Annotated in this window: 18 protein-coding genes; 4 read left to right on the forward strand and 14 right to left on the reverse strand. The window is 73.3% G+C overall.

Annotated features, from left to right (window positions below; genetic code table 11):
• Positions 1–406 precede the first annotated feature (406 nt).
• Complete coding sequence (gene dusB / locus ACIO6U_RS04105; RefSeq protein ID WP_355344620.1) at positions 407–1,564, reverse strand: tRNA dihydrouridine synthase DusB; 1,158 nt, start codon at positions 1,562–1,564, stop codon at positions 407–409.
• A 153-nt stretch (positions 1,565–1,717) separates the two neighbouring features.
• Between dusB and ACIO6U_RS04110 the strand changes: the two genes are divergently transcribed.
• The 3 genes from ACIO6U_RS04110 (at position 1,718) to ACIO6U_RS04120 (ending at position 4,675) form a co-directional block, all read left to right on the forward strand.
• Positions 1,718–3,139 carry a DHA2 family efflux MFS transporter permease subunit gene (locus ACIO6U_RS04110; RefSeq protein ID WP_391047423.1) on the forward strand — a complete coding sequence of 474 codons (1,422 nt, stop codon included), beginning with the start codon at positions 1,718–1,720 and terminating at the stop codon, positions 3,137–3,139.
• Positions 3,136–3,738, forward strand: a complete 603-nt coding sequence (locus tag ACIO6U_RS04115) for a MarR family winged helix-turn-helix transcriptional regulator (protein WP_401715416.1) — start codon at positions 3,136–3,138, stop codon at positions 3,736–3,738. The genes ACIO6U_RS04110 and ACIO6U_RS04115 overlap by 4 nt, the downstream gene beginning before the upstream one ends.
• A 121-nt stretch (positions 3,739–3,859) precedes the next feature.
• The gene (locus ACIO6U_RS04120; RefSeq protein WP_391047428.1) at positions 3,860–4,675 is read left to right on the forward strand and encodes a DeoR family transcriptional regulator; all 816 of its coding nucleotides are present in this window, start codon (positions 3,860–3,862) and stop codon (positions 4,673–4,675) included.
• A 59-nt stretch (positions 4,676–4,734) separates the two neighbouring features.
• On the opposite strand, the gene ACIO6U_RS04125 is transcribed toward ACIO6U_RS04120, so the two are convergent.
• The 13 genes from ACIO6U_RS04125 to ACIO6U_RS04185 form a co-directional block, all read right to left on the reverse strand.
• A complete protein-coding gene (locus ACIO6U_RS04125) occupies positions 4,735–7,713 on the reverse strand; it encodes an FAD-binding and (Fe-S)-binding domain-containing protein (protein WP_401715418.1) in 2,979 nt (992 codons plus the stop codon).
• A gap of 172 nt (positions 7,714–7,885) precedes the next feature.
• On the reverse strand, positions 7,886–8,098 hold the full coding sequence (locus ACIO6U_RS04130) for a hypothetical protein (RefSeq protein ID WP_401715420.1): 213 nt from the start codon (positions 8,096–8,098) through the stop codon (positions 7,886–7,888).
• A gap of 191 nt (positions 8,099–8,289) precedes the next feature.
• Positions 8,290–9,750, reverse strand: a complete 1,461-nt coding sequence (locus tag ACIO6U_RS04135; RefSeq protein ID WP_401715422.1) for an aldehyde dehydrogenase family protein — start codon at positions 9,748–9,750, stop codon at positions 8,290–8,292.
• Positions 9,751–9,873: 123 nt separating this feature from the next.
• Complete coding sequence (locus ACIO6U_RS04140; RefSeq protein WP_401715424.1) at positions 9,874–10,935, reverse strand: cyclase family protein; 1,062 nt, start codon at positions 10,933–10,935, stop codon at positions 9,874–9,876.
• Positions 10,932–11,963 (reverse strand): alcohol dehydrogenase catalytic domain-containing protein, encoded by a 1,032-nt coding sequence (locus ACIO6U_RS04145; RefSeq protein ID WP_355344599.1) that lies wholly within the window; start codon positions 11,961–11,963, stop codon positions 10,932–10,934. The genes ACIO6U_RS04140 and ACIO6U_RS04145 overlap by 4 nt, the downstream gene beginning before the upstream one ends.
• Entirely contained in the window at positions 11,963–12,850 is an 888-nt protein-coding gene (locus ACIO6U_RS04150; protein ID WP_391160242.1) for a shikimate dehydrogenase family protein, read from the reverse strand. The genes ACIO6U_RS04145 and ACIO6U_RS04150 overlap by 1 nt, the downstream gene beginning before the upstream one ends.
• Positions 12,847–14,304, reverse strand: coding sequence for an FGGY family carbohydrate kinase (locus ACIO6U_RS04155; protein ID WP_391047440.1), 1,458 nt, complete (start codon positions 14,302–14,304; stop codon positions 12,847–12,849). The genes ACIO6U_RS04150 and ACIO6U_RS04155 overlap by 4 nt, the downstream gene beginning before the upstream one ends.
• A gap of 89 nt (positions 14,305–14,393) precedes the next feature.
• Positions 14,394–15,338, reverse strand: coding sequence for a 2-deoxy-5-keto-D-gluconate 6-phosphate aldolase domain-containing protein (locus ACIO6U_RS04160; protein WP_401715427.1), 945 nt, complete (start codon positions 15,336–15,338; stop codon positions 14,394–14,396).
• A gap of 50 nt (positions 15,339–15,388) precedes the next feature.
• On the reverse strand, positions 15,389–16,474 hold the full coding sequence (locus tag ACIO6U_RS04165; RefSeq protein ID WP_401715429.1) for an ABC transporter permease: 1,086 nt from the start codon (positions 16,472–16,474) through the stop codon (positions 15,389–15,391).
• Entirely contained in the window at positions 16,471–18,045 is a 1,575-nt protein-coding gene (locus tag ACIO6U_RS04170; protein ID WP_401715431.1) for a sugar ABC transporter ATP-binding protein, read from the reverse strand. The genes ACIO6U_RS04165 and ACIO6U_RS04170 overlap by 4 nt, the downstream gene beginning before the upstream one ends.
• On the reverse strand, positions 18,042–19,226 hold the full coding sequence (locus tag ACIO6U_RS04175) for a substrate-binding domain-containing protein (RefSeq protein ID WP_355344581.1): 1,185 nt from the start codon (positions 19,224–19,226) through the stop codon (positions 18,042–18,044). The genes ACIO6U_RS04170 and ACIO6U_RS04175 overlap by 4 nt, the downstream gene beginning before the upstream one ends.
• Positions 19,227–19,285: 59 nt before the next feature.
• Positions 19,286–20,080, reverse strand: coding sequence for a DeoR/GlpR family DNA-binding transcription regulator (locus ACIO6U_RS04180; protein ID WP_355344578.1), 795 nt, complete (start codon positions 20,078–20,080; stop codon positions 19,286–19,288).
• Between the two features lie 382 nt (positions 20,081–20,462).
• The gene (locus tag ACIO6U_RS04185; RefSeq protein ID WP_401304386.1) at positions 20,463–21,401 is read right to left on the reverse strand and encodes a helix-turn-helix transcriptional regulator; all 939 of its coding nucleotides are present in this window, start codon (positions 21,399–21,401) and stop codon (positions 20,463–20,465) included.
• A gap of 245 nt (positions 21,402–21,646) precedes the next feature.
• Here ACIO6U_RS04185 and ACIO6U_RS04190 point away from each other — a divergent pair, with 245 nt between their 5' ends.
• Complete coding sequence (locus ACIO6U_RS04190) at positions 21,647–23,125, forward strand: MFS transporter (protein ID WP_401715434.1); 1,479 nt, start codon at positions 21,647–21,649, stop codon at positions 23,123–23,125.
• The last annotated feature ends 199 nt before the right edge of the window (positions 23,126–23,324 follow it).

Raw genomic sequence — 23,324 nt, forward strand, 5'->3', positions numbered from 1 at the left:
CGACTCCTCGCGACCGGGATGCCCTGACGGCGGGGAGCGTACCCAGGTCGAAGGCGCCGCAGTGCGTCCATGACCTCGACACACGGCGGTAACCGCCCGTCTGCCGGTGTCTCCGGGGCGGGGGGCTCGCCGGCCGGTGTTCGCGCTCCGTTCACGAGTCGAACGGACGGTTTCACTCCGGTGGCCGCTTCGGCGACGCGGTCTACGGAGCGTCACGTGGCGCCGTGCCGCGTGGACACAGCGGGGGTGGCACCGCGTGCCATGCCTTCGGAAGGTGCGACACCCCACTTCGCGCTCGTTTGAGCGCGAGCCCTATCAACCGTGGCGCGAATCACGCCTCGCGTCTCACATGCTGGACGGTGGCCAGGGCCCGCTCCGGCCGTGGGCGGCCGGCGTTCCCGGACGGTTAGCCGCCCGAGGTGTCGGATTCGGCGTCCTCCGTGAGCACGGCGCAGTCGTACGGGTCGTTGAGCCAGCCGTCCGGGAGGACGACCCGCTTGCCGGGGGCGGTACGGCCGCGCGGGCCGTCGGCGTGCGCGGGCCAGGGCTGGGTGAGGTCGAGGCCGCCGAGGTGCTCGTCCATCTCGGCCAGCGACGAGGCCGTGGCCAGCGCCCGGCGCGCGTCCGAGCCGACCGAGAAGCCCTTGGTGTACCAGGGCACGTGCTTGCGGAAGTCGACGACACCGCGTGCCTCGTCCCCGCTCCACTCCCCCAGCAGCTCCGCGTGCCGCCGCATCACCCGCGCGACCTGCCCGAAGTCGGGGGTGGCGGGCGCGGCGCCACCCTCGAAGGCGGCGACCAGGTCGCCGAAGAGCCAGGGCCGCCCGAGGCACCCCCGGCCGACCACGACACCGTCGCAGCCGGTCTCCCGCATCATCCGCACCGCGTCGTCCGCGCACCAGATGTCGCCGTTGCCGAGCACCGGGATCTCGGGCACGTGCTCCTTGAGCCGCGCGATGGCGTCCCAGTCGGCGGTGCCGCCGTAGTGCTGGGCGGCCGTGCGGCCGTGCAGCGCGACCGCCGTCACACCCTCCTCCACCGCGATCCGGCCCGCGTCGAGATACGTGAGGTGGTCGTCGTCGATGCCCTTGCGCATCTTGATGGTGACCGGCAGGTCGCCCGCGTTGCCGACCGCCTCGCGCAGGATCGCCCGCAGCAGATTGCGCTTGAACGGCAGCGCGGACCCGCCGCCCTTGCGGGTCACCTTCGGCACCGGGCAGCCGAAGTTGAGGTCGATGTGGTCGGCCAGGTCCTCGTCCACGATCATCCGCACGGCCTTGCCGACGGTCGCCGGGTCGACACCGTAGAGCTGGATGGAGCGCGGTGTCTCCGAGGCGTCGAAGTGGATGAGGTGCATGGTCTTCTCATTGCGCTCGACCAGCGCGCGCGTCGTGATCATCTCGCTGACGAACAGCCCCTTCCCGCCACTGAACTCGCGGCAGAGCGTGCGGAAGGGCGCGTTGGTGATGCCCGCCATCGGGGCGAGCACGACCGGCGGCCACACGGCGTGCGGGCCGATCCGGAGGGTTTCCGGGCGGGTGAGCGTGGCGGCGTCAGCGGTCATGCCGTCCATTGTCGCGTACTCGCGCACGGCCCTCGGCCGAGATTGGTTGTACGATCAAAATGATTCTGGTCGTACAATCGTTGGTGTCAGCACCTATGACGCCGCCCCGTACCGGCGACGAGCGCCAAGAACCGACAAGAGGAGCCCGGACGCATGCCTGAGCTGACGCACCGGCGTCGGATGCTCATCCTGGGGATCTGCTGCATGAGCCTGCTGATCGTCAGCCTGGACAACACGATCCTGAACGTGGCGCTGCCGTCGATGAGGCGGGACTTCCACGCCTCCGTCTCCGGCCTCCAGTGGACGATCGACGCGTATCTGGTGGTGATCGCCTCACTGCTGCTGCTCTCCGGCTCCACGGCCGACCGGCTCGGCCGGAAGAAGATCTTCCGGATCGGGCTGGTCTTCTTCACGCTCGGTTCGCTGCTGTGCAGCCTCGCGCCCGGTCTCGGCTGGCTGATCGCCTTCCGGATGATCCAGGCGGTCGGCGGCTCGATGCTCAACCCGGTGGCGATGTCGATCATCACCAACACCTTCACCGACGCCCGCGAACGGGCCCGCGCCATCGGCGTGTGGGGCGGTGTCGTCGGGATCAGCATGGCGGCCGGACCGATCGTCGGCGGCGCGCTGGTGGAGACCGTCGGCTGGCGGTCGATCTTCTGGATCAACCTGCCGGTGGGCGTGCTCGCCCTGATCCTCACCTCGCGCTACATCCCCGAGTCCCGCGCGCCCCGGCCGCGCCGCGTCGACCCGGTCGGCCAGGTGCTGGTCATCGCGCTGCTGGGCTCGCTCACCTACGGCATCATCGAGGGCTCGGGCGCGGGCTGGACCTCCCCGCTGATCGTCGGCTGCTTCGTCGTCACGGTGCTCGCGCTGCTCGGCCTGACGCGGTACGAGAAGCGGCGCACCGACCCGCTGATCGACGTGCGCTTCTTCCGCAGCGCGCCCTTCAGCGGCGCGACCCTCATCGCGGTCAGCGGCTTCGCCGCGCTCGGCGGCTTCCTCTTCCTCAACACCCTCTACCTCCAGGACGACCGGGGCCTGTCCGCCCTCGACGCCGGGCTCTACATGCTGCCGATGGCCGTGATGTGCCTGGTCTTCGCGCCGCTGTCCGGGCGGCTGGTCGCCTCGCGCGGCCCGCGCCTGCCGCTGGTGCTCGCCGGTCTCACCATGACGGCCAGCGGCGTGATCTTCGCGGTGCTGGACGCCGAGTCGTCCAACGCCCTGCTGTTCACCTCCTACGTCCTGTTCGGCATCGGCTTCGGCCTGGTCAACGCCCCGATCACCAACACCGCCGTGTCCGGCATGCCCCGCGCCCAGGCCGGGGTCGCGGCGGCCGTGGCGTCCACCAGCCGCCAGATCGGCCAGTCGCTGGGCGTCGCCGTGATCGGCGCCGCGCTGGCCGCCGGAATGCAGACCACCGCCTGGTGGATCATCTCGGGCTGCGGCGCCTCCGTCCTGCTCATCGGTACGCTCACCACCGGACGCTGGGCCCGCGGTACGGCCGAACGCGCGGCCGATCTGCTCGTGCCCGAAGAAGACGACACCCCCCGAATCCCGGTGAGCACCTCATGACGACGACGCCAGAAGCCACGAGTTCCGTCGGTACGGTCTCCGGTCCTACGGTCTCCGGTCCTACGGTCTACGCCGGTCGTACGGCCTCCGCCGACGCTGTCTCCGTTGACGCTGCCTCCGGCGGCGGGGAGACCGGCCGTACGGACGCGGTCGGCCCGGCGGACGCGGTCGGCCCGGCGGACGCGGCCGATGCCACCGCCGAGCGGATCTGGCGCAATCTGCGCACCTACGTACTGGAGCGCAACGAGCGCCGCAAGGAGACCTCGGAAGCGCTGGGCATGAGCTTCTTCCGGGTCAAGGTGCTGCGCCGGGTCGCCGCTTCTCCCGCCCGGCTCAGCGAGTTGGCGGCCGAGCTCTCCTCCGACCGCCCGTACACGACGCTGGTGGTGGACGACCTCGCCAAGCGCGGTCTGGTCGAGCGGCACGAACACCCCGCGGACCGGCGCTCCAAGATCGTGACGGCCACCGCCGAGGGCCACGCCGCCGCGGACCGCGCCAACGCCATCATGGGCGCCCCGCCGGAGTCGCTGAGCGCCCTGTCGGCCGCCGATCTGACGGCGCTCGACCGCATCGTGGCGGCCCTGGCGGCCCAGGACTGAGCCCGCCTCGACCACCGCTTCGACCACGGCTTCAGCCGCCGCCGCGACCACCGCTTCAGCCGCCGCCGCGACCGGCCGGCTGTCCCCGTCCCCGAGGGGGTGATGGTCTAAGGTCTGGACGGTGACGCCAGAAGCCGATGACCGCGCTGCCGAGGAGGCCAGGCCCGCGTTCCCCACCGAGCGCCGACGGGCCCTGGTGGAACTGCTCAGGGAGCGGCGCAGGCTGACCGTCGTGGAGATCTCGGAGCGGTTCCAGGTCACCGCGGAGACGGTGCGCAGGGACCTGGTGGAGCTGGAGCAGACCGGCGCGCTGCGCCGGGTGCACGGCGGCGCGATCCTGCTGGACAACGAGCACGGCATCCCCGGTCTCGCCCAGCGCACCCGGATCATGGCCGAGGAGAAGACGGCGATCGGCGCGGCGGCGCTCGCGCACATGCCGACCGGCGGCGCGGTGCTCATCGACGCGGGCAGCACCACCGGACGGCTCGCCGATCTCTACGCAGGCGGGCCGCAGTTGGTGGTGATGACCAACTCACTGCCCATCGCCGTCACGATGACCGGCAAGCCGGGCGCGGCCGTCTACACGACCGGCGGGCGCGTCCGCAACGACACGCTCGCCGAGGTCGAGATGCTGACGCTGCGGGCGCTGGACGAGGTCAAGGTCGACGTCGCGTTCCTGGGCACCTCGGGGATAACGGTGGACCACGGCTTCTCCACCTCGGACGTCTCCGAGAGCGCCGTCAAGCGGACGATGATGGCCTCCGCCCGGCGGGTCGTGGTGCTGTGCGACCACTCGAAGATCGGCACCGCGCTGTTCTCCCGTTTCGCGCCCGTGGACGGCCCCGACCTGCTGATCACCGACTCGGGGATCAGCGCCACGCAGCTCGCGGAACTGCGCGGCGCCGGCCTCGAGGTGCAGGTGGCCGAGCCGGTCTGACGTCGTCACGGCGTCGCCCGCACAGCCGTCGCCCCCCTGACCGTCCCCCCTTAACCGTCTTAACCGTCGTCGCCGTCCTTCACCGCCCGGCCGTCGGACGCGTCGAGCGCGGACGCGAGCAGTTGGGCCAGGTGGACCGCTCCGGCGCCGGCCGCGAGGTCGTCGATCTGGGTGCGGCAGGAGAATCCGTCGGCCAGCACCGGGCCGGTGCGCTCCGCCGTCTCCAGCGCGGGCAGCAGCGCGGTCCGCGCGACGGCCACCGAGACGTCGTAATGGCCGCGCTCCACACCGAAGTTGCCCGCGAGTCCGCAGCAGCCGCCGACCGCCGTGACGTCGGCGCCCGCCGTGCGCAGCAGTTCCTCGTCCGCCCGCCAGCCCATCACCGCCCGCTGGTGGCAGTGCGGTTGGGCGACGGTCCGGACGCCCGACAGGTCCGGGGGGCTCCAGCCGGGCGTACGGCTGAGCAACTCGGCCAGGGTGACGGTGAGATCGGCCACCCGCCGCGCCCTGGGGTCGTCGGGCAGCAGCTCGACGCCGTCCCGGCGCAGCACGGACGTGCACGACGGTTCGAGGCCGACGATGGGCACACCGTCGGCGACGGCCGGCTCAAGTGCCGTGTACGTACGGCGCAGTTGTCGGCGTGCGCCGTCGAGCTGGCCGGTGGAGATCCAGGTCAGTCCGCAGCAGACCTGACGGCCGGTCAACTCAACGGCGTATCCGGCCTGTTCCAGTACGCGAACGGCCGCCGTGCCGACCTCGGGCGAGAACGACTGGGTGAAGCTGTCCACCCACAGCAGCACGCGGGGGCGGGACGGGCGCGGGCCTCGGTCGGCGCGGTCGGCGCGGGCGTCGCGGTCGGCGCGGGCGTCGCGGTCGGCGCGGTCGGCGCGGTCGGCGCGGGCGTCGCGGGCGTCGCGGGCGTCGCGGGCGTCGCGGAAGGACGCCCGGAAGGTGCGGCGGGCGAAGCGGGGCAGCCCGCGCCGTCCGTCGATTCCGCCGAGCCGCTTGACCAGCGCGCCGACCCACCGGTTGCCGAGCAGCGCGTTGCTGACACCGGCCAGCCGGGTGGCGAGCCCGGCGGTGCGCGGCAGCCAGCCCAGCGAGTAGTGCGTCACCGGGCGGAGCCTGCGCCGGTAGCGCTGGTGCAGCACCTCCGCCTTGTACGTGGCCATGTCGACGCCCGCCGGGCAGTCGCTCGAACACGCCTTGCACGACAGGCACAGGTCCAGTGCCTCGTGCACCGCCGGGTCGGCCCAGCCGCCGTCCACCAGGTCGCCCCTGATCATCTCCTGGAGCAGCCGGGCCCGGCCGCGGGTGGAGTGCCGCTCCTCCCCCGTCGCGAGGTACGACGGGCACATCGCGCCGCCCGAGGTCGTGAGGTCGGCGCGGCACTTGCCGACCCCGACGCAGCGGTGGACGGCGCGGGTGAGGTCGCCGGAGTCGTGCGGGTAGGCGAACGCGCCGGTGACGACGGGCAGTTGCGGCCGGACCCGCAGGTCGGCGTCGAGCGGCGCCGGGTCGACCAGCACACCGGGGTTGAGCAGGGTGCCGGGGTCCCAGACCGCCTTGACCGCGGCGGCGGCGCCCAGCGCGGCGGGCGAGTACATCCGGGCGAGCAGTTCGCCGCGGGCGCGGCCGTCGCCGTGCTCGCCCGACATCGAGCCGCCGTGCGCGGCCACCAGGTCGGCGGCGTCCTCGAGGAACGCCCGCATCCGGGCCGCGCCGCCCTCGTCCCGCAGACCGAAGTCGAAGCGGCCGTGCACACAGCCGTCGCCGAAGTGCCCGTACAGCAGGCCGTCGTAGTGGTGCTGCCCGAGCAGCGCGTCCAGGTCCCGCAGGTAGGCCCCGAGCCGTTCCGGCGGTACGGCGGCGTCCTCCCAGCCGGGCCAGGCGTCGGCCCCGCCGGGCGTGCGGCCCGCCAGGCCCACCCCGTCGGTACGGATCCGCCACAGCGCGGCGATCCGGCCGGGGTCGGTCACCACCTGGCCGTCCACCGCGCCGGACGCGGCCAGTACGGCGCGGGCCGCGTGCTCCGCCTCCGCGAGGCTCGCGCCGCCGGTCTCCACCAGCAGCCAGCCCGCGCCGCGCGGCAGCGCGGGCACGGCGGCGGCTCCCTTACGGCGGACCACGACCTCGACCAGCCGCCGGTCCATGCCCTCGACGGCCAGCGGGCCCAGGGCCACCAGCGCCGGGGTCGCGTCGGCGGCGGAGGGCATGTCGGGGAAGCCGAGCACCGCAAGCGCGCGGGCGGCGGGCCCGGGCACCAGCCGTACGGTGGCGTCGAGCACCAGCGCCAGGGTGCCTTCCGAGCCGACGAGCGAACTCATCACGTCGAAGCCGCGCTCGGGCAGCAGCGCGTCCAGCGCGTAGCCGGACGCCTGGCGCGGGAAGCGGCCGTACTCGGTCCGCAGGACGGCCAGGTGCGCGTCGGCCGTCTGCCGCAGCCGGGTGTTCAACTCCGCGTCCGACGTACCGTGCTGATCGGCCGTCACCTGGCGGCCGTCGGCCAGCAGCAGCCGGGCGGACACCACATTGTCACGGGTGTTGCCCCAGGCCACGGCGTGTGCGCCGCAGGCGTTGTTGCCGATCATCCCGCCGATGGTGCAGCGGTCCGCGGTCGACGGGTCGGGTCCGAGCAGCAGGCCGTGCGGCGCGGCCTCACGCTGGAGGCGGGCCTGGACGGTACCGGCGCCCACGGTCGCGGTACGGCGCTCGGGGTCGATCTCGGCGACCGCGTCGAGCGCGGTGAGGTCGAGGACGACGCCGGGGCCGATCGCGTTGCCCGCGACCGAGGTTCCGGCGCCGCGTGCCACCACGGACAGCCCGAGCCGGTGGCAGTGGGCGACGGTGTCGACGGCGTGCGCCGCCGACTCCGCGCGCACCACGGCGACCGGGGGCACCCGGTAGTTGGACGCGTCGGAGGAGTACAGCGCACGGGTGCCCGCGTCCAACCGCACGCTGGGGCCGAGCAGTTCGCGCAGGCGGCGGGCGCCGCCCGCCGCGTCGCCCGGCCCGTGGGGTGCGTTCGGCTTGTCCATCGCGTTCGTTCCGTTCCTGTCGTCGCTTCCCCGCCGCGTCCGGACGGCGGGGCCACGAGGTCGTCGCCGCGAGGTCGTGTCCCGCCGCCGTCACCACGACGGCGGCACCCCGCGGCCGGCGGGGCGTCGGTACCGGTCCCGCCCACCTCTTCGGCGCCACCCGGCGACCCCGTCACGCGGCGGAGTCCCGGTCGGCGGCGAGGTGCCCGCGCCGGTCGTCGGGCGGGCCGTCCTCGTAGTAGACCGCCTCGGCCGGGCAGACCGGCTCCCACGCGCCGCGGTCCACCCGCTCGTCCGGGTGGATGTACGGCGCCCGCGCGCTGTCGCCTGCGCGGTCGGCCGGGCGTTTTCGCCGGTGCGCGCCGTGTCGGGCGCGGCGGCGCACGCGCGTCCGGTCACTCGTTGGCCAGGACACTCGTTGGCCAGGTCGTTCGTCGGCCAGGTCGTTCGTCGGCCAGGTCGTTCGTCGGCCAGGACATCGGGCCGACCGGCCGCTCCCCCCTTGGTGCGGCCGGTCGGCCTCCCCCCGGGCCCGCGGACGTGGCGGCTTCCCCTCCGCGTCCGCCCGCGGGCCGGTCATGACGCGCTGCCAGGCGCTGACGCCTGGTACACGCTCTTGGTCCAGGTGAAGAAGTCCACGGCGGTCTGTCCCTGCTCGCGGTAGGTGTTGGTGGAGGAGTCGCCGACCCCGCCGAAGGGGACGTTCAGCTCGACCCCGCTGGTCGGCCGGTTCACCTTGATCACTCCGGCCCGCACCTCGGAGCTGAACCGGTGCACGGTGTCCAGGTCGTTGGTGACCACACCGGCCGTCAGGCCGAAGCGGGAGTCGTTGACCAGGTCGATGGCCTGGTCGAGGCCCGTGGCGTCGAGCACCGCGACCACCGGGCCGAAGACCTCCTCCTGGGCGACGGTGTCGGCGGGCCGCACGCCGGTCAGCACCGTGGGGCCGAACAGCAGGCCGTCCGGGTCCGCGCCGCCGACCACGGTCCTGGCCCCCTCGGCCAGGGCCTTGTCCACGTAGCCCAGATCGGTGGCGAGTTGGGCGCCGCTGACCACAGGGCCCATCCGTACGCCGTCGGTCAGTCCGTCGCCGGGCCGGTAGGCCGCGGCCTCCTCCCGCAGGGCGTCGAGGAAGGCGTCCTTGACGCCCGGCAGGCAGATCACCCGGCTGGTCGCGGTGCACGCCTGGCCGGTGAGGCCGAAGCCGCCCGCGGCGACGATGCGCGCGGCCACCGCGGCGTCGGCGTCGTCGCAGACCACGACGGCGTTCTTGCCGCCGAGTTCGAGCTGCACCCGGATGCGGCGCGGCGCGGCGGCGGTGTAGATGCCCGCGCCGACGCCCACCGAGCCGGTGAAGGTGACCGCGTCGATCCGCGGCGACGCGACGAGTTGGGCACCGATCCGGGCGCCGGAGCCGGTCAGCAGGGTGAACACCCCGTCGGGCAGGCCGGCTTCCTGGAGCACCCTGGCCAGGTGCCAGGCGCCCGCGGGGGCTATCTGGGCGGGTTTGAGCACCACCGCGTTGCCGCTGACCAGGGCGGGCGCGGACTTCCATGCGGGGATGGCGATCGGGAAGTTCCAGGGGGTGATGACCGCGACCGCGCCCAGCGGTTCGCGTCGGCTGTAGACCAGGTCGGTGCCCGCGGCCGAGGGGTACGTCGTGCCGCCGATTCGCCAGCCCTCGCTGCCGTGGAAGCGCAGGATGTCGGCGGCCCGCGCGACCTCGCCGCGCGCCTCCGCGAGGGTCTTGCCCTCCTCGCGGGTGATGTCCCGGGCGGCCTCGTCCGCGCGGTCGTCGAGGAGCGCGGCGGCCCGCTCCAGAATCCGGCCGCGGACGGGGGCCGGGGTGCGTCCCCAGTCGCGGGCGGCGGCGTGGGCGGCGTCCAGCGCGCGCTCCACGGTGGCGGCGTCGAGGTCCGCGCTGAGGCTGACCCGCTGACCGGGGACGGCCGGATTGTCCCGTACCGCCGTCGGGGCGCCAGTCCATCGCCCGCCCACCAGGGACTGAATCTCCAGGACGTCCATGCTGTCGGTCATCTCCTGTGGTTCTCAAGGCCGTTGGGGCCGTCGGAAGTCGTCGGTGGCACCGGATCGTCGGTGGCGTCGGGTCCTCGGTGGCCCCGGCGCCGTCAGCTCCTTCGGGTCGTACGGGTCCCCGCGTCACTTCAGCGCGAGGGCGTTGGCGGTGGAGCCCGCCGCGCCGGTGAGGTGGAGCGGGGCCGCGGTGAACAGCCCCTCGTGGACGCCGTCCTGGGCGCAGTCCTCGGCCAGGGCCGCGAGGTCGAACAACTCGCCCACCGCGAGCCCCAGTTCGGCGATCAGCGTGTGGTGCAGGAAGGTCTCGGGCCCGCTCATGTCGAACGGCATGGCCTCCACCGCGGGGCAGTCGGCCGCGACCGCGGACAGCTCCAGGCCGCGCAGCCACCGTCTGGTCTCCTGATCGACGGCCAGGCCCGGCGAGGCGAAGAAGCCCTCCGCCGCCAGCGCCTCGCGCGCCGCCCGGTCCAGCCCCTCGTACCAGCGCGTCCAGCCGAAGTGCAGCAACAGGACGTCGCCGGGCCGCGGTTGGGTGCCCTGCGCGGCGAGCGCGGCCGTCACGTCGGCCGCGGTGTAGGCGACCCGGCGGGAGCAGTCGCCGCCGTGCCGCCCATGTCCGACCAGGTCGGCCAGGACGAAGCGGCCCGCGATGCCGCGCCGCGCCCAGTGCTCGATGCCCAGCGGCCCCGCCGCCGCCGCGATGTCGGCGGCCCGGTGGCCGCCGTAATAGGTGCCGTCGGGGCCGCGCACGTGCGCCAGCCCGTCCCACTGCGAGGACCCCTGCGGGTAGAAGGAGTCGAGGCGGTCGTCGAAGCCGTTGCCGAGGTCGATACGGGTGTGGGTGTGGCGGCCCCTGCCGAGGATCGGCGGGTCGGGCAGGGCCAGGTCCCAGTTGAGCGAGAAGACCCGGCCCCGGGTCACCAGCGCGGCGGCGTCCCTGACCCGCTCGGGCGTCTGCCGCGCCACGGCGCCCAGTTCGCCGACGACGGCCTCGGCGGTGCGGGTGGTGCCGGTGGTGCCAGTGAGGGCCGACGCACCGGAAGCCGAGTCGTGCACGGCCGACGTACCCGAAGCCGAGTCGTGCACGGCCGACGCACCGGAAACCCCGGCCGTCGAAGCCGAGGCCGCACCGTATGTCCCGTCCGCCCGGCCCCCGTCGGGCTCCTCGCCCCGCGTGCCGGTCATGACGCGTCCACCGAGATCATGGCCTTCATGGCCACCCTGCCCGCCGCCGCGTCGGCCAGCGCCTTCGGCCCCTCCTCCAGCGCGTAGTGGTCGGAGACCAGGTCGTCGACCTCGACCGCGCCGCTGGAGACCAGCTCGATGGCGCGCGGCCAGGTGTGGGCGTAGCGGTGGACGGTGGTGAGGGTGAGTTCGCGGTAGCGGATCAGGGTGGACGACAGCGTGATCGTCGGCGCGGCGGGCACTCCGACCAGTACGGCCCGGCCGCGCGGCCGCAGCCGGGTCATCCCGTCGTCCAGCGCGGTGGGCGCGCCCGAGCACTCCAGGTAGCAGTCGAGGTCGGCGGCCACGTCCTGGAAGGCGGTGCCGGGGTCGGCGCCGACGTGAGCGGTCTCCACGCCGGGCGTGGAGTGCGCGAGCCGGGCCAGTCGGCGCTCGTCGACGTCCGCGACGATCACCCGGCCCGCCTTCTCGGCCAGGGCCACCCGCGCCACCAGGGTGCCGATCGGGCCCGCGCCCGCGATGAGCACCTGCTCGCCGGGGAGTACGGCGGCCCGTCCGACGGCCCATACGGCCACCGACAGCGGTTCGAGCAGGGCCGCCCGGGTCGCGGTCATCGCGGCGGGGACGGCGTGCACCGCGCGGCGCGGCAGCACCACCCGCTCGCGCGCCAGCCCGGCGTGCGGCGGCATCCCGAGGAAGCGCATCCGCGCGCACAGGTTGTACGTACCGGCCAGGCACTCGCGGCACCGGCCGCACCAGAGGCCGGGCTCGACGGCGACCAGGTCGCCGGGGGCGAGGTCGGTCACCCGGTCACCGGTCTCCAGGACGGTGCCGGACGCCTCGTGGCCGAGCACGTGCGGCCCGGTGAGCCGGAAGGCGCCGATCCGCCCGTGCGCGTAGAAGTGGGTGTCCGAGCCGCAGAGGCCGACCCGCGCGACCGCGACGCGTACGTCGTCGGCGCCGAGCGCTTCCTCGTCGGTCTCGCCGAGCGCCGCGTCATGGGCGCCCCGCAGGGTGAGAGCACGCATCACGCCACCTCCGCGGCATCGCTCGCGTGCGCGAGCGGATCGGTGAGGTCCGGCGGATCGGGTTCGCCGGAGGGTTCGAGGGTCGGTTCGAGGCCGAGGAAGTCCGCGGTCGGCCCGAGTTGGTGGAGGAGCATGTGGACGCCGGGCACGACCGTGCATCCCGCGCGCCGCGCGTGGTCGAGCAGCCGGGTCCTGGCGGGCTTCATGATGATGTCGCTGACGGCCGTGGCGGGGCTGAGCGCGGCGAGGTCGACGGGCAGCGGATCGGCGGCGCGCATGCCGACCGAGGTGGTGTTGACCAGGACGTCGACGTCGGCGACGGAGTCCCGCTCGCGCACCTCGCAGCGCACGGCCGGGTAGTGGCGGCCGACCTGCTCGGCCAGGGCGACGGCGCGGGCGGTGGTCCGGTTGCGGACGGCCAGGTGCGAGACGCCCGCGGCGGCCAGCGCCATGGCGACGGCGCGCGCGCTGCCGCCCGCGCCGAGCAGCAGCACCCGCGCGCCCTCCAGCCGCACCCCGTGCGCGCGCAGCCCCGCGACCAGGCCGGGGCCGTCGTACTGCCCGCCGAGCAGCCGCCCGTCGGGCAGCCTGCGGATGACGTTGCTCGCCCCGGCCCTGACGGCGTCCTCGGTGAGGTCGTCGAGCAGCCCGGCGATGTGCTCCTTGTGCGGCATGGTGACCCCGATGCCCGCCAGGTTCTTCCAGGCGCGCGCCGCGGCGACCGCCTGCGCCAGATCCTCGACCCCGACCTGGTACGGCACCACGGCCGCGTCGATGCCGCGCTGGCGGAAGAAGCGGTTCATCACCTCGGGCGTGCGCACATGGGCCACCGGGTCGGCGAAGTGCGCGTAGATCCGGGTGTGCCCGGTGATGGGGTGGGACGTCATGATGCGGTGAACTCCGTCCAGTCGTCGATCCAGGTGCCGAGGTCGGGGATGAGTCCGCAGGCCAGCGCCGCCATCCGGGCGGCGCCGCAGGCGCCGGCCTCGGCGCCGACGGGCAGCCGGACCGAGCCGAGCACGCGGGCGCGGACGGCCCTGATGTAGCCGGACGTGTACCAGCCGCCCGCGGCGATCAGCGCGTTGCCGGGGCCGCCGAGCGCGTCGAGCAGGCCGATCGCGTCGCGGCAGCGCCAGGAGGTCAGTTCGACCAGGACGGCCCACGCCTCGGCGTCCGGCAGTCCGTGGAGGGCGGCCACCACGGCGGCCGGGTCGAGCGGGGCCATCGGCCGGGCCGCGCTGCCGAGGGTGACGGCGAATTCGGCCGCGCGGCCGGTCGCGGGCAGGCGGGCCGCGGCCCTGCCGAGCGCGTCGACGTCGGCGAGGGTCCGTTCGGCGCCGAGCCGGTCGTCGAGCAGGGCGCGCAGCAGGCGTCCGGTGCCGAGGACGCCGAAGAGGTAGTCGCGGCCGGGAATGATGTGCGGGCCGCGCTCGAATCCGGCGGCCACCGCCCGGGTCAGCGGGCCGGGGTCCTTGGCGGCGGGCCGGGAGCGGATCAGCGCCTCCCCGGTGCCGAGGCTGTCGAAGCAGTCGTCGGGGTGTACGGCCCCGGCGCCGATCGCGCCCGCCAGGTGGTCGTGGCCAGCGACGGTGACGACCGCGCCGCCGACCAGCGGCAGACCGGCCCGCGCGGTGCCGGTGGGCGACCCGGCGGGCAGCAGTTCCGGCATCGCGGCGGGGTCGAGCCCCGCCCGGTCCACGCCGTGCTTCCACCACTCGCGGGCGGTGACGTCCATGAAGCCGCTGCGCGCGGCGAGCGACCACTCGGCGGTGGCCCGGCCGCCCGCCCAATGGGCGGCCCACTCCGGTACGTTCAGCCAGCTCACGGCCTTCCCGGTCGGGCCGGACCTCGTACCGGAAGCGGTGGACGTAACCGTCCGGGGCCCGGCGGACGACGCCGACCGTCCGTCCAGTCGGGGCAGCAGCCACGCCACCTTGACGGCCGAGGCGCGGGTGGTGGGCCGCAGGCCGGTGGTGGCGGTGAAGCCGTCGCCCTGTTCGGCGAGGAGAGCGGCCAGTTCGTCCGCCCCGCTGGTGTCGAACCAGGCCACGGCCGGTGCGACGGGTGTGCCGTCGGCGGCGAGCGCGTACCCCGCCTCGGCCATGCCCGCGAAGCCGACGGCGAGCGCGTGGCGGCCGGGCAGGCGGTCGGCGAGCTGCCGGAAGAGGCCGTCCAGCGCGCCGGACAGGTCCTCGTGCCCGAGCACCGTCGTCCCGGCGGCGAGCCGCCACGGGGTGTCGGCCCTGACCACCGCCAGCTCGTGGCCGCGCTCGTCGGTGGCGCACACCTTCACCGTGGTGGTGCCGATGTCCACGCCGACGACGCATGCCGTCCTTGCCATCACAGCCTCCTCAGCCGAAGATCCGGAATCCGCCGCTTTGTCCTGTCTACCGGTCGCGCGCCCGTCCGTACGGCCACGGCACGGTCCGGTCAGCGCGCCGCGCTCGGCACGTCCTCTCCGAGCGAGTACGCGGTGACCAGCCGTCGCAGCCGGCCTGCGATCGAGGCGACCACCTGCTCCTCGTCGAGGTCCCCGCGGAGATAGCCGTCGAAGGCGTCGATCCACAGGCTGCGGCCGATGGCGAAGCCGATGTAGCCGTCCACCCCGCGGATATGCCGCACCCACTCCTCGACCGCGTCCATGTCCGCGCCGCCGCCGAGCAGCACCAGGGAGGTCGGGTACGGCGCCCCGGCCCGGCAGTGGTCGGCGACCACCGCGTAGTCGGCCTCGGCGGCCAGCGGCTCCAGCTTCCACACGTGCGGCCACACGCCCGCGTCCTGGTACTCCGAGACCGTCCGCAGCAGCAGTTCCGTGTGGTGCGCGCGCTGCCAGCGCTCCTTGTCGCCGCCTTCCGCGGCGAGTTGCGCGTCGGTCGGCGGGACCAGCATCTCCAGCATGAAGGGCCGCCGGTTGGCCTGGCACCAGTCGAGCACCTGGCGGGCGCGGGCGGTCTGCCGGGCCCTGCGCCCGGCGGGCAGTTCGGGGTTGTGCACGATGAGCGCCTTGACCATGTCCGGGCCGAGCGCGTCCAGGCGGGCGGCGAAGTCGTCGCCGCCGGTGAGGACGAACTCGCCGGTGTTGATGTCGAAGACCGGGGACCGGCTCTCCTCGACGGGCAGCACCAGGCAGCAACCGGCCTCCCGTACGCGGGGGATGGTCCGTTCGCCGTACTCCTCGTCTATCAGCACCCCGAGGTTGGCCGGGTCGGTGCCGCCTTCGGCGATCGTGCGGACCAGCGCGTCGAAGGCCAGGTCCTTCACCCGGCCGAACGCCTCCCGGCGTTCGGCGGCCGGCACCGCGTCACCGAACAGCCCGCGCATCACCGCCCGGTGGTCCATGGCCAGGACCAGGAGCGGATGGGGGACGTCAGTCATCGTGTGTCCTTTCGAGAGGGGTTGGGGCAGCGGCCGACCGGACGGGCGGGTCATGCCGGACCCCGGCGTTCACCGGTCCTGCGGCGGGCGACGAAGCGCGCGGCGAGGACGGCGACCAGCAGGGCGAGGCCGTTGAAGAGCGGCTGCACCCAGAACGGGACGCCGAGCAGGCTCAAGCCGTTGAAACCGACGGCGAGCAGCAGGATCGCGACGATCACACCGGGCACGTTGTAGAAGCCCGGTCGGTAGGTGGTGACGCCCAGGAACGCGGCGGCGTAGGCGGGCAGCAGCAGGTCGGGGCCGAGACTGGGGGTCACGGAACCGGCCTGGCCGAGCTGGAGCACGGCGGCCAGCGAGACCAGCCCGCCGGCGCAGCCGAAGGCGAGGATCTTGTACCGGCCGGTGCGCACACCGGCCAGGAACGCCACGCGCTCGGAGCCGCCGATCGCGTACAGCCGGGCGCCGACCGGGGTGTGCTGGAGCAGGTAGAAGCAGATGACGGCCACGATCGCGACGATCCACACCGCCCAGGCGACCTGCACCGCGTAGCCGCGGCCGAGGGTCTTGGCCAGGCCGGGAACGGTGGTGAGGATGGCGCCGTTGCTGAGCATCAGGGTCATCGCGGAGAGCACGATTCCCATGCCCAGGGTCGCGATGAACGAGTTGATGCCGAACACCACGTTGAGCACACCGTTCCAGGCACCGGCCACCACCCCGCAGCCGGCCATCGCGAGGAACACCGCGGTCACCGGCCAGCCCTGGCCGGTCAGATAGGCGCCGAGCATCGCGCAGAAGCCGAGCAGATAGCCGACCGACAGGTCGAACTCGCCGACGATCAGCGGGAAGAGCACCGCCAGCGTCATCAGCGCGATCACGGACTGGCTGACCAGCAGCGAGGTCCAGTTCTGCCGGGTGGCGAAGTTGGGGGTGGCCATGCTGAACACCACGATCAGCACCACCAGCAGCACGATCTGGGCGTAGCGCTGGATGAGGGCTTCGCCGATCGTACGCAGGAGGCCGGCGCCGTGGGACCGCCCGGCGGTCGGTTGCCGGTCGGCGGCCGGTTGCCGGTCGGCGGTCACGGCGCCCCCGGTCAGCGCGTCGGGCTTCGCTGTGTCGAGATCTTCTCTGCTCATCTCGGACCGTCCTCCTGTGGACTCGCCACGATCCTGGCCAGCTTGACGGGGTTGTCGGGGACGGGGATCTCCTGCGCCCCGGCGCCGGGGCGCAGCACCACCATCCGGTCGCAGTACGCGGTGAGCTGCTCGAACTCCGAGGAGAACAGGACCGCGCCCATGCCCTGGTCCACGCGTTTCCTGACCGCTTCGAACATCAGGAGCCGTGCGCCCGGGTCGACGCCGTTGGTCGGTTCGTCGAGCACCAGGACCTTCGGGTCGGTCGACAGCCACTTGCCGAGCAGCACCTTCTGCTGGTTGCCGCCGCTGAGGCTGCCGAGGGAGGCGGAGGGGTCGCGCGGCCGTACGTCGAGTTCGCGGATCACCCGGCCGATCGCCTCGCGCAGCGCCGACCCGCGGTGCCAGAAGCGGCGCAGCGAGGGGAGCGCGATGTTGTCGGCGACGCTCAGGACGGCGACGCCGCCGTGCGAGAGCCGGTCCCTGGGCAGCAGCGCCACGCCCTGCCTGCGGGCGGTGGAAGCGGTCCAGGCGCGGGTGGGTTCGAACCCCCGCAAGCGGACGGTGCCCGAGCGGGGCGGCACGCCGCCCGCGAGGAGATACGGCAGTTCGTCCACGCCGGAGTCGGGCAGGCCGGTGACGCCGACGATCTCGCCCGCGCGGATGTCGAGGTCCAGCGGGTCGAGCCGGTGGCCGGTCAGCCCGCGGACCTCCATCAGAGTCCGGTCCGCGCCGTCCACGGGCGGCGCCCCCGCGCCGTACGCCTCGCGGGAGCCGGGGGCGGTGGGCTCCTTGCGGTGCCCGGCCCCGGCCGCCTGCTCGGCGGCCAGCCGCTGCTCAGGGAGCATGTACTCGATGATCCGGGCCGCGCTGACCTCGGCGGACGGTCCCTCGTACTGCGTACGACCGGCCGCCAGCACGGTGAGGCGGTCGGCGTACTGGGTGATCTCGCCGATCCGGTGGGTGACCATGAGGACCGCCGTGCCCCGGTCGGCGAGCCTGCGGACCAGGCCGAGGACCTGTTCCGCGTCGTCCTGCCGCAGCGAGGCGGTGACCTCGTCGAGGATGAGGATGCGGCTGCCCTGTCCGGTGGCGACGGCGAGGGACACCATCGCCCGTTCGGCGGGGCCGAGTTCGGCGCAGGTGGTACGGGCGTCGACCGGCACCTCGTGCTCGTCGAGCAGCCGCTGCGCGCGCCGTACCAGCGCCCGGTGGCTGAGCCCGAGGGCGGGGACGCCCTCGAAGCCGCCGAGCAGCGCGACGCAGTCCGCGACCCTGAGCGTGTCGACCAGCGGCGCCTCCTGGTGGACGACGCCGACGCCCGCCGCGCGGGAGTCCATCGGCGACGACCACTCCTGCGGGGCGCCGTCCACCAGCAGGTGGCCGCTGTCCGGGCCGAACACCCCGCTCATGATCTTGATCAGGGTGGACTTGCCCGAGCCGTTCGCCCCGGCCAGCGCGTGCACCGCGCCGGGGACCAGGCCGAGTGAGACGTCCCACAGGGCCTGGGTGGCACCGAAGGTCTTGCACAGCGAGCGCGCCGCCATGACCTCATCGGTTGCCCGGGTGGTCACTTCGTGCCCCAGAGTTTGTGGTACTCGGCGGCGACGTCGAACGGCAGCTTCCACTGGTCGTTGTTGCCGATCATGTTGTCCTTGGTGAGCAGGACCGTGATCGCGCCCTCGTTGGCCGGTTCGACGGCGGGCTGCTTCTGCACGGTGCGGATCATCTGGTCGACGGTCGCGTAGCCGTACAGCGAGGGGATCTCGATGACGGTCGCGCCCTGGATGTCGCCCTCGCGGATGAACTGCCGGTTGATCGGGTCGCCGACCGCGCTGACCAGCTTGACCTTGGCGCCGAGACCGGCCTGCCTGATCGCGTTGACCTCCGCCGCGGCGGCGGCGTCGAAGCCGGTGTAGACGTAGGTGGCGTTCGCGTGCTGCTGGAGGGTCGAGACGGTACGGGTGCCCAGGGCGCCCGAGGCGATCTCGTCGGTGGTGAAGTTGACCGGCTTGAGCACCTTGCACGCCGCGCACTTCTTCATCTCGGCGACGAAGGCGTTGTACGTGACCGTGTTGGACAGGTACTCGCTGGTGATGACCGGCTGGACCACGGCGGTGCCCTTGGAGTCGGCGATCACCCAGTCCGCCTGCATCCGGCCGTTGGCGCCGTAGTCGGGTGCCACGTCGAGGTCGAAGTCGATCTGGCCGGGCTCCAGTTCGGGCTTGGGGTTGGGGGAGCCGGTGCCGTTGTTCATCGAGATCACCGGAATCCCGGCCTTCTTGGCTGCCTCCAGGCCCTGCTGGACGAGCTTGGAGTCGATGGAGACCGTGGCGATCACATCGGCCCGGTTGGAGACGGCGTTGAGGATCATGTTGTTCTGGGTACGGGCGTTGGACTGGCCGTCGTAGATCGTGGGCTTCCAGCCGAGGGTCTTCACGATGCCCTTGACCGCTTCGGCGGGGGTGTTGCAGCCGCCGATGGCGACACCGCACGGGATGATCGCGACCTTGATGTTCTTGGGCACGGTGACCGGCTTGTCGGTCGGTCCCGCGAAGGACTCGGGACCCTTCTGCGCGGCCTGCACCGCGGTGACGAACTGGCTGACGTCCTGGCTCTGCCCGGAGTCGGCCGCGCCGCTGTCACCGCCGGAGCCGTCGTTGGAGGGCGCGCACGCGGTGGCGAGCCCGAGCCCGATGCACGCGGCAGCGATGACCGCTGCCCTCGCCCTTGACGTGAGGACTGTGGAAGGCATACCTCGCTCCTTTGCGGTGGTACACGTCGCCGTGGCGGCGGTGTCTGCGGGATCGCTTGTCATGGGATCGGAACCACTTCGATCGCCAGCCCGGAGGTCTCCAGGGCCCGCAGCAGTTCCGGTGGGGCGTCGGCGTCGGTGATCAGGAGATCGGGCTGGGAGGTGTCGGCGAACCGGGCGAAGTGGTCCTTGCCGATCTTGCTGCTGTCGCAGAGGACGACGGTCCGCTTGGCGGCGCGGATCATCGCCTCCTTGACCGCGGCCTCGGCCGGGTCGGGGGTGGAGAAGCCGTGCCGGGGCGAGACCCCGTAGGTGCCGATGAAGGCGACGTCGACGTGGACGCGCGCGATGGCGCCGAGCGCGGGGGCGTCGACCTCGGCCAGGGTGTTGGCCCGGACGCGGCCGCCGAGGGTGTGGACGCTGAGTCCTTGTTTGCCCGCGAGCGCGATCGCCGCCTGGAGGCTGTTGGTCATGACGACCAGCGAGGGACCGCCGGGAAATATCTCGGCCATCCGGCCGGTGGTGGTCCCGGCGTCGATGATCACCGCGCCCTCGTCGGGCATGTGCTTGACCGCGGCGTGGGCGATCAGGTCCTTCGCCACCGCCATCAGCCGCCTGCGCGACTGGAGGTCGGGGACGAGGTGCTCACGGTCGAGGAGGATCGCTCCGCCGTGCACCCGCTGGACGAGACCGCGGCGCTCCAGCAGCACCAGATCGCGGCGGATCGTCTCCGACGTCACCTCCAGCCGGTCGGCCGCGGCGACGACTTCGAGCCGCCCGTTGGCCTTGAGCTGGTCGAGCAGCGCTCGCCGACGTTCCTCCGCGAAGTGCGCGGATGTGCCGTTAACGCTCATCGCGGGCCCTTCCGTGCCAACCTCACTTTTGCTTCGTGTGGAATTCATACCTGTATCCACGCAATGCCACAAGAGGCTGCGCGAGGAAGAGTGTCCGAATGAGACATTCCGTGGCCGATGAGCGACCACATATGACCACAGAGTGACGAGTTGATCACTCGGAGGAGCAGGAAGCGGGCATTCCCTCCCATAGGCTCCCTATGGAAACGCCACACCCGTCATGGGTCTGTGTGGATATTCCAAATCCGCAGACGCGTCCGGCCCCCCGTGCCGAGGAGGCACGGGGGGCCGGAGGGGGTCCGGAAGGTGGGCCGGAAGGGGGCCGGAAGGGGGCCGGAAGGGGGGTCCGCCGGCGGCCGGAAGGCCGGGGCTCGCTCGCGGATCAGCCCGCGATCGGCTGCCGCTCCTGCGCGGAGACCAGCGCGTGCAGCCGGTTGAGGCGCTCGCGGGTGAGGTCGTCGGCCGGGGTGTACGTGGTCAGGCGGGGGCCCTGCTGCGGGCCGAGCCACAGGTGGGTGAAGTCGAAGGAGAGCAGGCCGACTTCGGGGTTCAGATAGCGCTTGATGTGGCCGTCGGGCTGGAGCACCTCGTGCCGTTCCCACATCTCGCGGAAGTCGGGCGAGCTCTGCTGGAGCCGCTTGAGCAGCTCGCGCCAGGCGGGCTCCGCCAGGTGCTGGGCCATCGAGACGCGGAATTTGGCGGCCATCAGCCGGATGCTCTCCTCGCGGTCGACCATCCGCTCGCGCCACAGCGGGTCGGTGAACGACAGCCACATGACGTTGCGGTCCTCGACGGGCAGCGCGTCCAGGTCGCTGACCAGCCGGCCGTAAGTGCGGTTGTACGCGATCACGTCGTACCGGCTGTTGACGACCGCGGCGGGCAGCGGCGCGAGCTGGTCGACCATGGCGAGCAGCGCGGGTGACATGCCGGGGCATTCCAGGTGCGGGTGCGGGTCGGCGGTCCCGGCGAGGGTGAACAGGTGCTTGCGCTCGTTGTGGTCGAGCATCAGGGCGCGCGCGATGGCGTCGGCGACCTGCCCGGAGACCTGGATCTCCCGCGCCTGCTCCAGCCACGTGTACCAGGTGACCCCGACGGCGGCGAGCTGTGCGACCTCCTCGCGGCGCAGTCCGGGCGTCCGGCGCCGACGGCCGGGCGGCAGCCCGACCTGGTCCGGCGAGATCCGCTCCCGGCGGCTGCGCAGAAAGGACGCCAGCTCCTGGCGGCGGCTCTCCGCGGCGGCGGCCTCGGGCACATCGGCCCCGGAGACGTCCAGCGAGACGTTCCCCTGACCCGACGGGGCGGCGGCCGAGTCCGGCGACACGGTCCCCGTCCCCGCGGGAACGGGGACCGAATCCGGGGAAACGGCGCCCGAATCCGGGGCGACAGTGCCCGCGCTCGGGGTCACGCTGCTCGGCGGGAAAGCGCTGGCGTCTGCGGTCATATTCCCAGAGTGCCCGATCCGGCAGCCGGTTGCCAGGTGGTGCGTATACCTGGATAAACGCTCTCTGGTACCACCCTGAGAACGGGTCCAGTGTGGACCATGTGACCGACCGAATGGAACCCACCATGACCTCCCGGGCTCAGGTGCTCCCCCGCGTGACCCGCATCGGGGCGCCCGCCCGGAACTCTTCCGTCCCCACCCGCTCGCACTCCCCCGCCCCGGCCCCCGGCCTGAGCTCCCTCGGCCTGCTGACCGTGCTGCTCGGCGCGGCGCTGCCGATGGTGGACTTCTTCATCGTCAACGTGGCCCTGCCCACCATCGACCGCGACCTGCACGCCGGACCCGCGGTCCTGGAGATGGTCGTCGCGGGCTACGGCGTCGCCTACGCGGTGCTGCTCGTGCTCGGCGGGCGGCTCGGCGACATGTTCGGCCGCCGCAATCTCTTCCTGTGGGGCCTCGGCCTGTTCGCCGTGACCTCGCTGGCCTGCGGTGTCGCCCCCTCCGCCTGGACCCTGGTGGCAGCCCGCGTCGCCCAGGGCGCCGCCTCCGCCCTGCTGCTCCCGCAGGCGCTGGCCACCATCCAGTCCGCGACCTCGGGCGGTGCCCGCGGCAAGGCGCTGAGCTACTACGGCGCGACCGCGGGCATCGCCAGCGTCGTCGGCCAGGTGCTCGGCGGCGTGCTGGTCTCCGCGGACATCGCGGGCAGCGGCTGGCGGGCGATCTTCCTGGTGAACGTGCCGGTGGCGGCCGTCGCGCTGGCGCTGGCGCTGAAGTCGGTGCCGGAGACGCGGTCCGCGCACCCGGCCCGTATCGACAAGCCCGGCACCGCACTGCTCGCGGTCACGCTGATCACCCTGCTGCTGCCGCTCACCGAGGGCCGGGCGGCCGGCTGGCCGCTGTGGTCGTGGGTGCTGCTCGCGGTCTTCCCGCTCGCCGCGGCGGCCTTCGTGGCGGTCGAGCGGCGCGGTGAGCGCGACGGCGGCAATCCGCTGATCCCGCCGTCGCTGCTGCGCATCCACAGCGTGCGCAGCGGTCTGCTGCTCATCGTGCCCTTCTGCCTCGGCTTCGGCGGCTTCATGTTCGTCGTGGCGGTGGCCATGCAGGACGGGCTGCGCTTCGGGGCGCTGGAGGCGGGGGCCGCGCTGGCCCCGCTGTGCGCCGCCTTCTTCGCCGCCTCGCTGCTCGGTCCGCGGATGGTGGCCCGCTTCGGCCGCCGTGTGGTGACCGCGGGCTCGCTGGTCCAGGGCGTCGGCCTGGTGGCGCTGGCCGCGACCTTCCACTACGGCGGCACGGGTCTGAGCATCGCGGAGCTGGCGCCGAGCATGGCCGTGATCGGCTTCGGCCAGGGCTTCGTCCTGCCGGTGGTGCTCCGGATCGTGCTCAGCGAGGTGCCGGCCGCGCAGGCCGGGGTCGGCAGCGGCGCAATGGCGACCACCCAGCAGTCCAGCCTCGCGCTGGGCGTGGCCACTCTCGGCACCCTGTTCCTGACCCTGTCCGGTTCGATCGGCGTACGGGACGCCCTGGTCTGGGCGCTGGTCGCGCAGCTCGCGGCGGTGGTCGCGACGGTCGCGCTGAGCACCCGGCTGCCGCGCAGAATCGTCTAGCGACGGGCACACCGGCCCGAACCGGCCCCCGCCCCGAACCGGCCCCGGCCCGCGCCCCCCAGAGGACCGGCCCACCGCCCCGGGCCGAGGACGGCCCCCAGGGGCACGGTCGCACGACATGTGGACTGACAGATGTTGATATCTGTCAGTCCACATGTGACGGTGGGAACGCACACCCGTCCCGCCGACGACCCCGAAG

It is taken from the genome of Streptomyces sp. NPDC087422 (assembly GCF_044744145.1).
Classification (GTDB): domain Bacteria; phylum Actinomycetota; class Actinomycetes; order Streptomycetales; family Streptomycetaceae; genus Actinacidiphila.

Coding starts and splice junctions, on each gene's coding strand:
- dusB (WP_355344620.1), bottom strand. CDS start 1,564: ATGACCGCTGACGCCGCCACGCTCACCCGCCCGGAAACCCTCCGGATC.
- ACIO6U_RS04110 (WP_391047423.1), top strand. CDS start 1,718: ATGCCTGAGCTGACGCACCGGCGTCGGATGCTCATCCTGGGGATCTGC.
- ACIO6U_RS04115 (WP_401715416.1), top strand. CDS start 3,136: ATGACGACGACGCCAGAAGCCACGAGTTCCGTCGGTACGGTCTCCGGT.
- ACIO6U_RS04125 (WP_401715418.1), bottom strand. CDS start 7,713: ATGGACAAGCCGAACGCACCCCACGGGCCGGGCGACGCGGCGGGCGGC.
- ACIO6U_RS04135 (WP_401715422.1), bottom strand. CDS start 9,750: ATGACCGACAGCATGGACGTCCTGGAGATTCAGTCCCTGGTGGGCGGG.
- ACIO6U_RS04140 (WP_401715424.1), bottom strand. CDS start 10,935: ATGACCGGCACGCGGGGCGAGGAGCCCGACGGGGGCCGGGCGGACGGG.
- ACIO6U_RS04145 (WP_355344599.1), bottom strand. CDS start 11,963: ATGCGTGCTCTCACCCTGCGGGGCGCCCATGACGCGGCGCTCGGCGAG.
- ACIO6U_RS04150 (WP_391160242.1), bottom strand. CDS start 12,850: ATGACGTCCCACCCCATCACCGGGCACACCCGGATCTACGCGCACTTC.
- ACIO6U_RS04155 (WP_391047440.1), bottom strand. CDS start 14,304: ATGGCAAGGACGGCATGCGTCGTCGGCGTGGACATCGGCACCACCACG.
- ACIO6U_RS04160 (WP_401715427.1), bottom strand. CDS start 15,338: ATGACTGACGTCCCCCATCCGCTCCTGGTCCTGGCCATGGACCACCGG.
- ACIO6U_RS04165 (WP_401715429.1), bottom strand. CDS start 16,474: ATGAGCAGAGAAGATCTCGACACAGCGAAGCCCGACGCGCTGACCGGG.
- ACIO6U_RS04175 (WP_355344581.1), bottom strand. CDS start 19,226: ATGCCTTCCACAGTCCTCACGTCAAGGGCGAGGGCAGCGGTCATCGCT.
- ACIO6U_RS04180 (WP_355344578.1), bottom strand. CDS start 20,080: ATGAGCGTTAACGGCACATCCGCGCACTTCGCGGAGGAACGTCGGCGA.
- ACIO6U_RS04190 (WP_401715434.1), top strand. CDS start 21,647: ATGACCTCCCGGGCTCAGGTGCTCCCCCGCGTGACCCGCATCGGGGCG.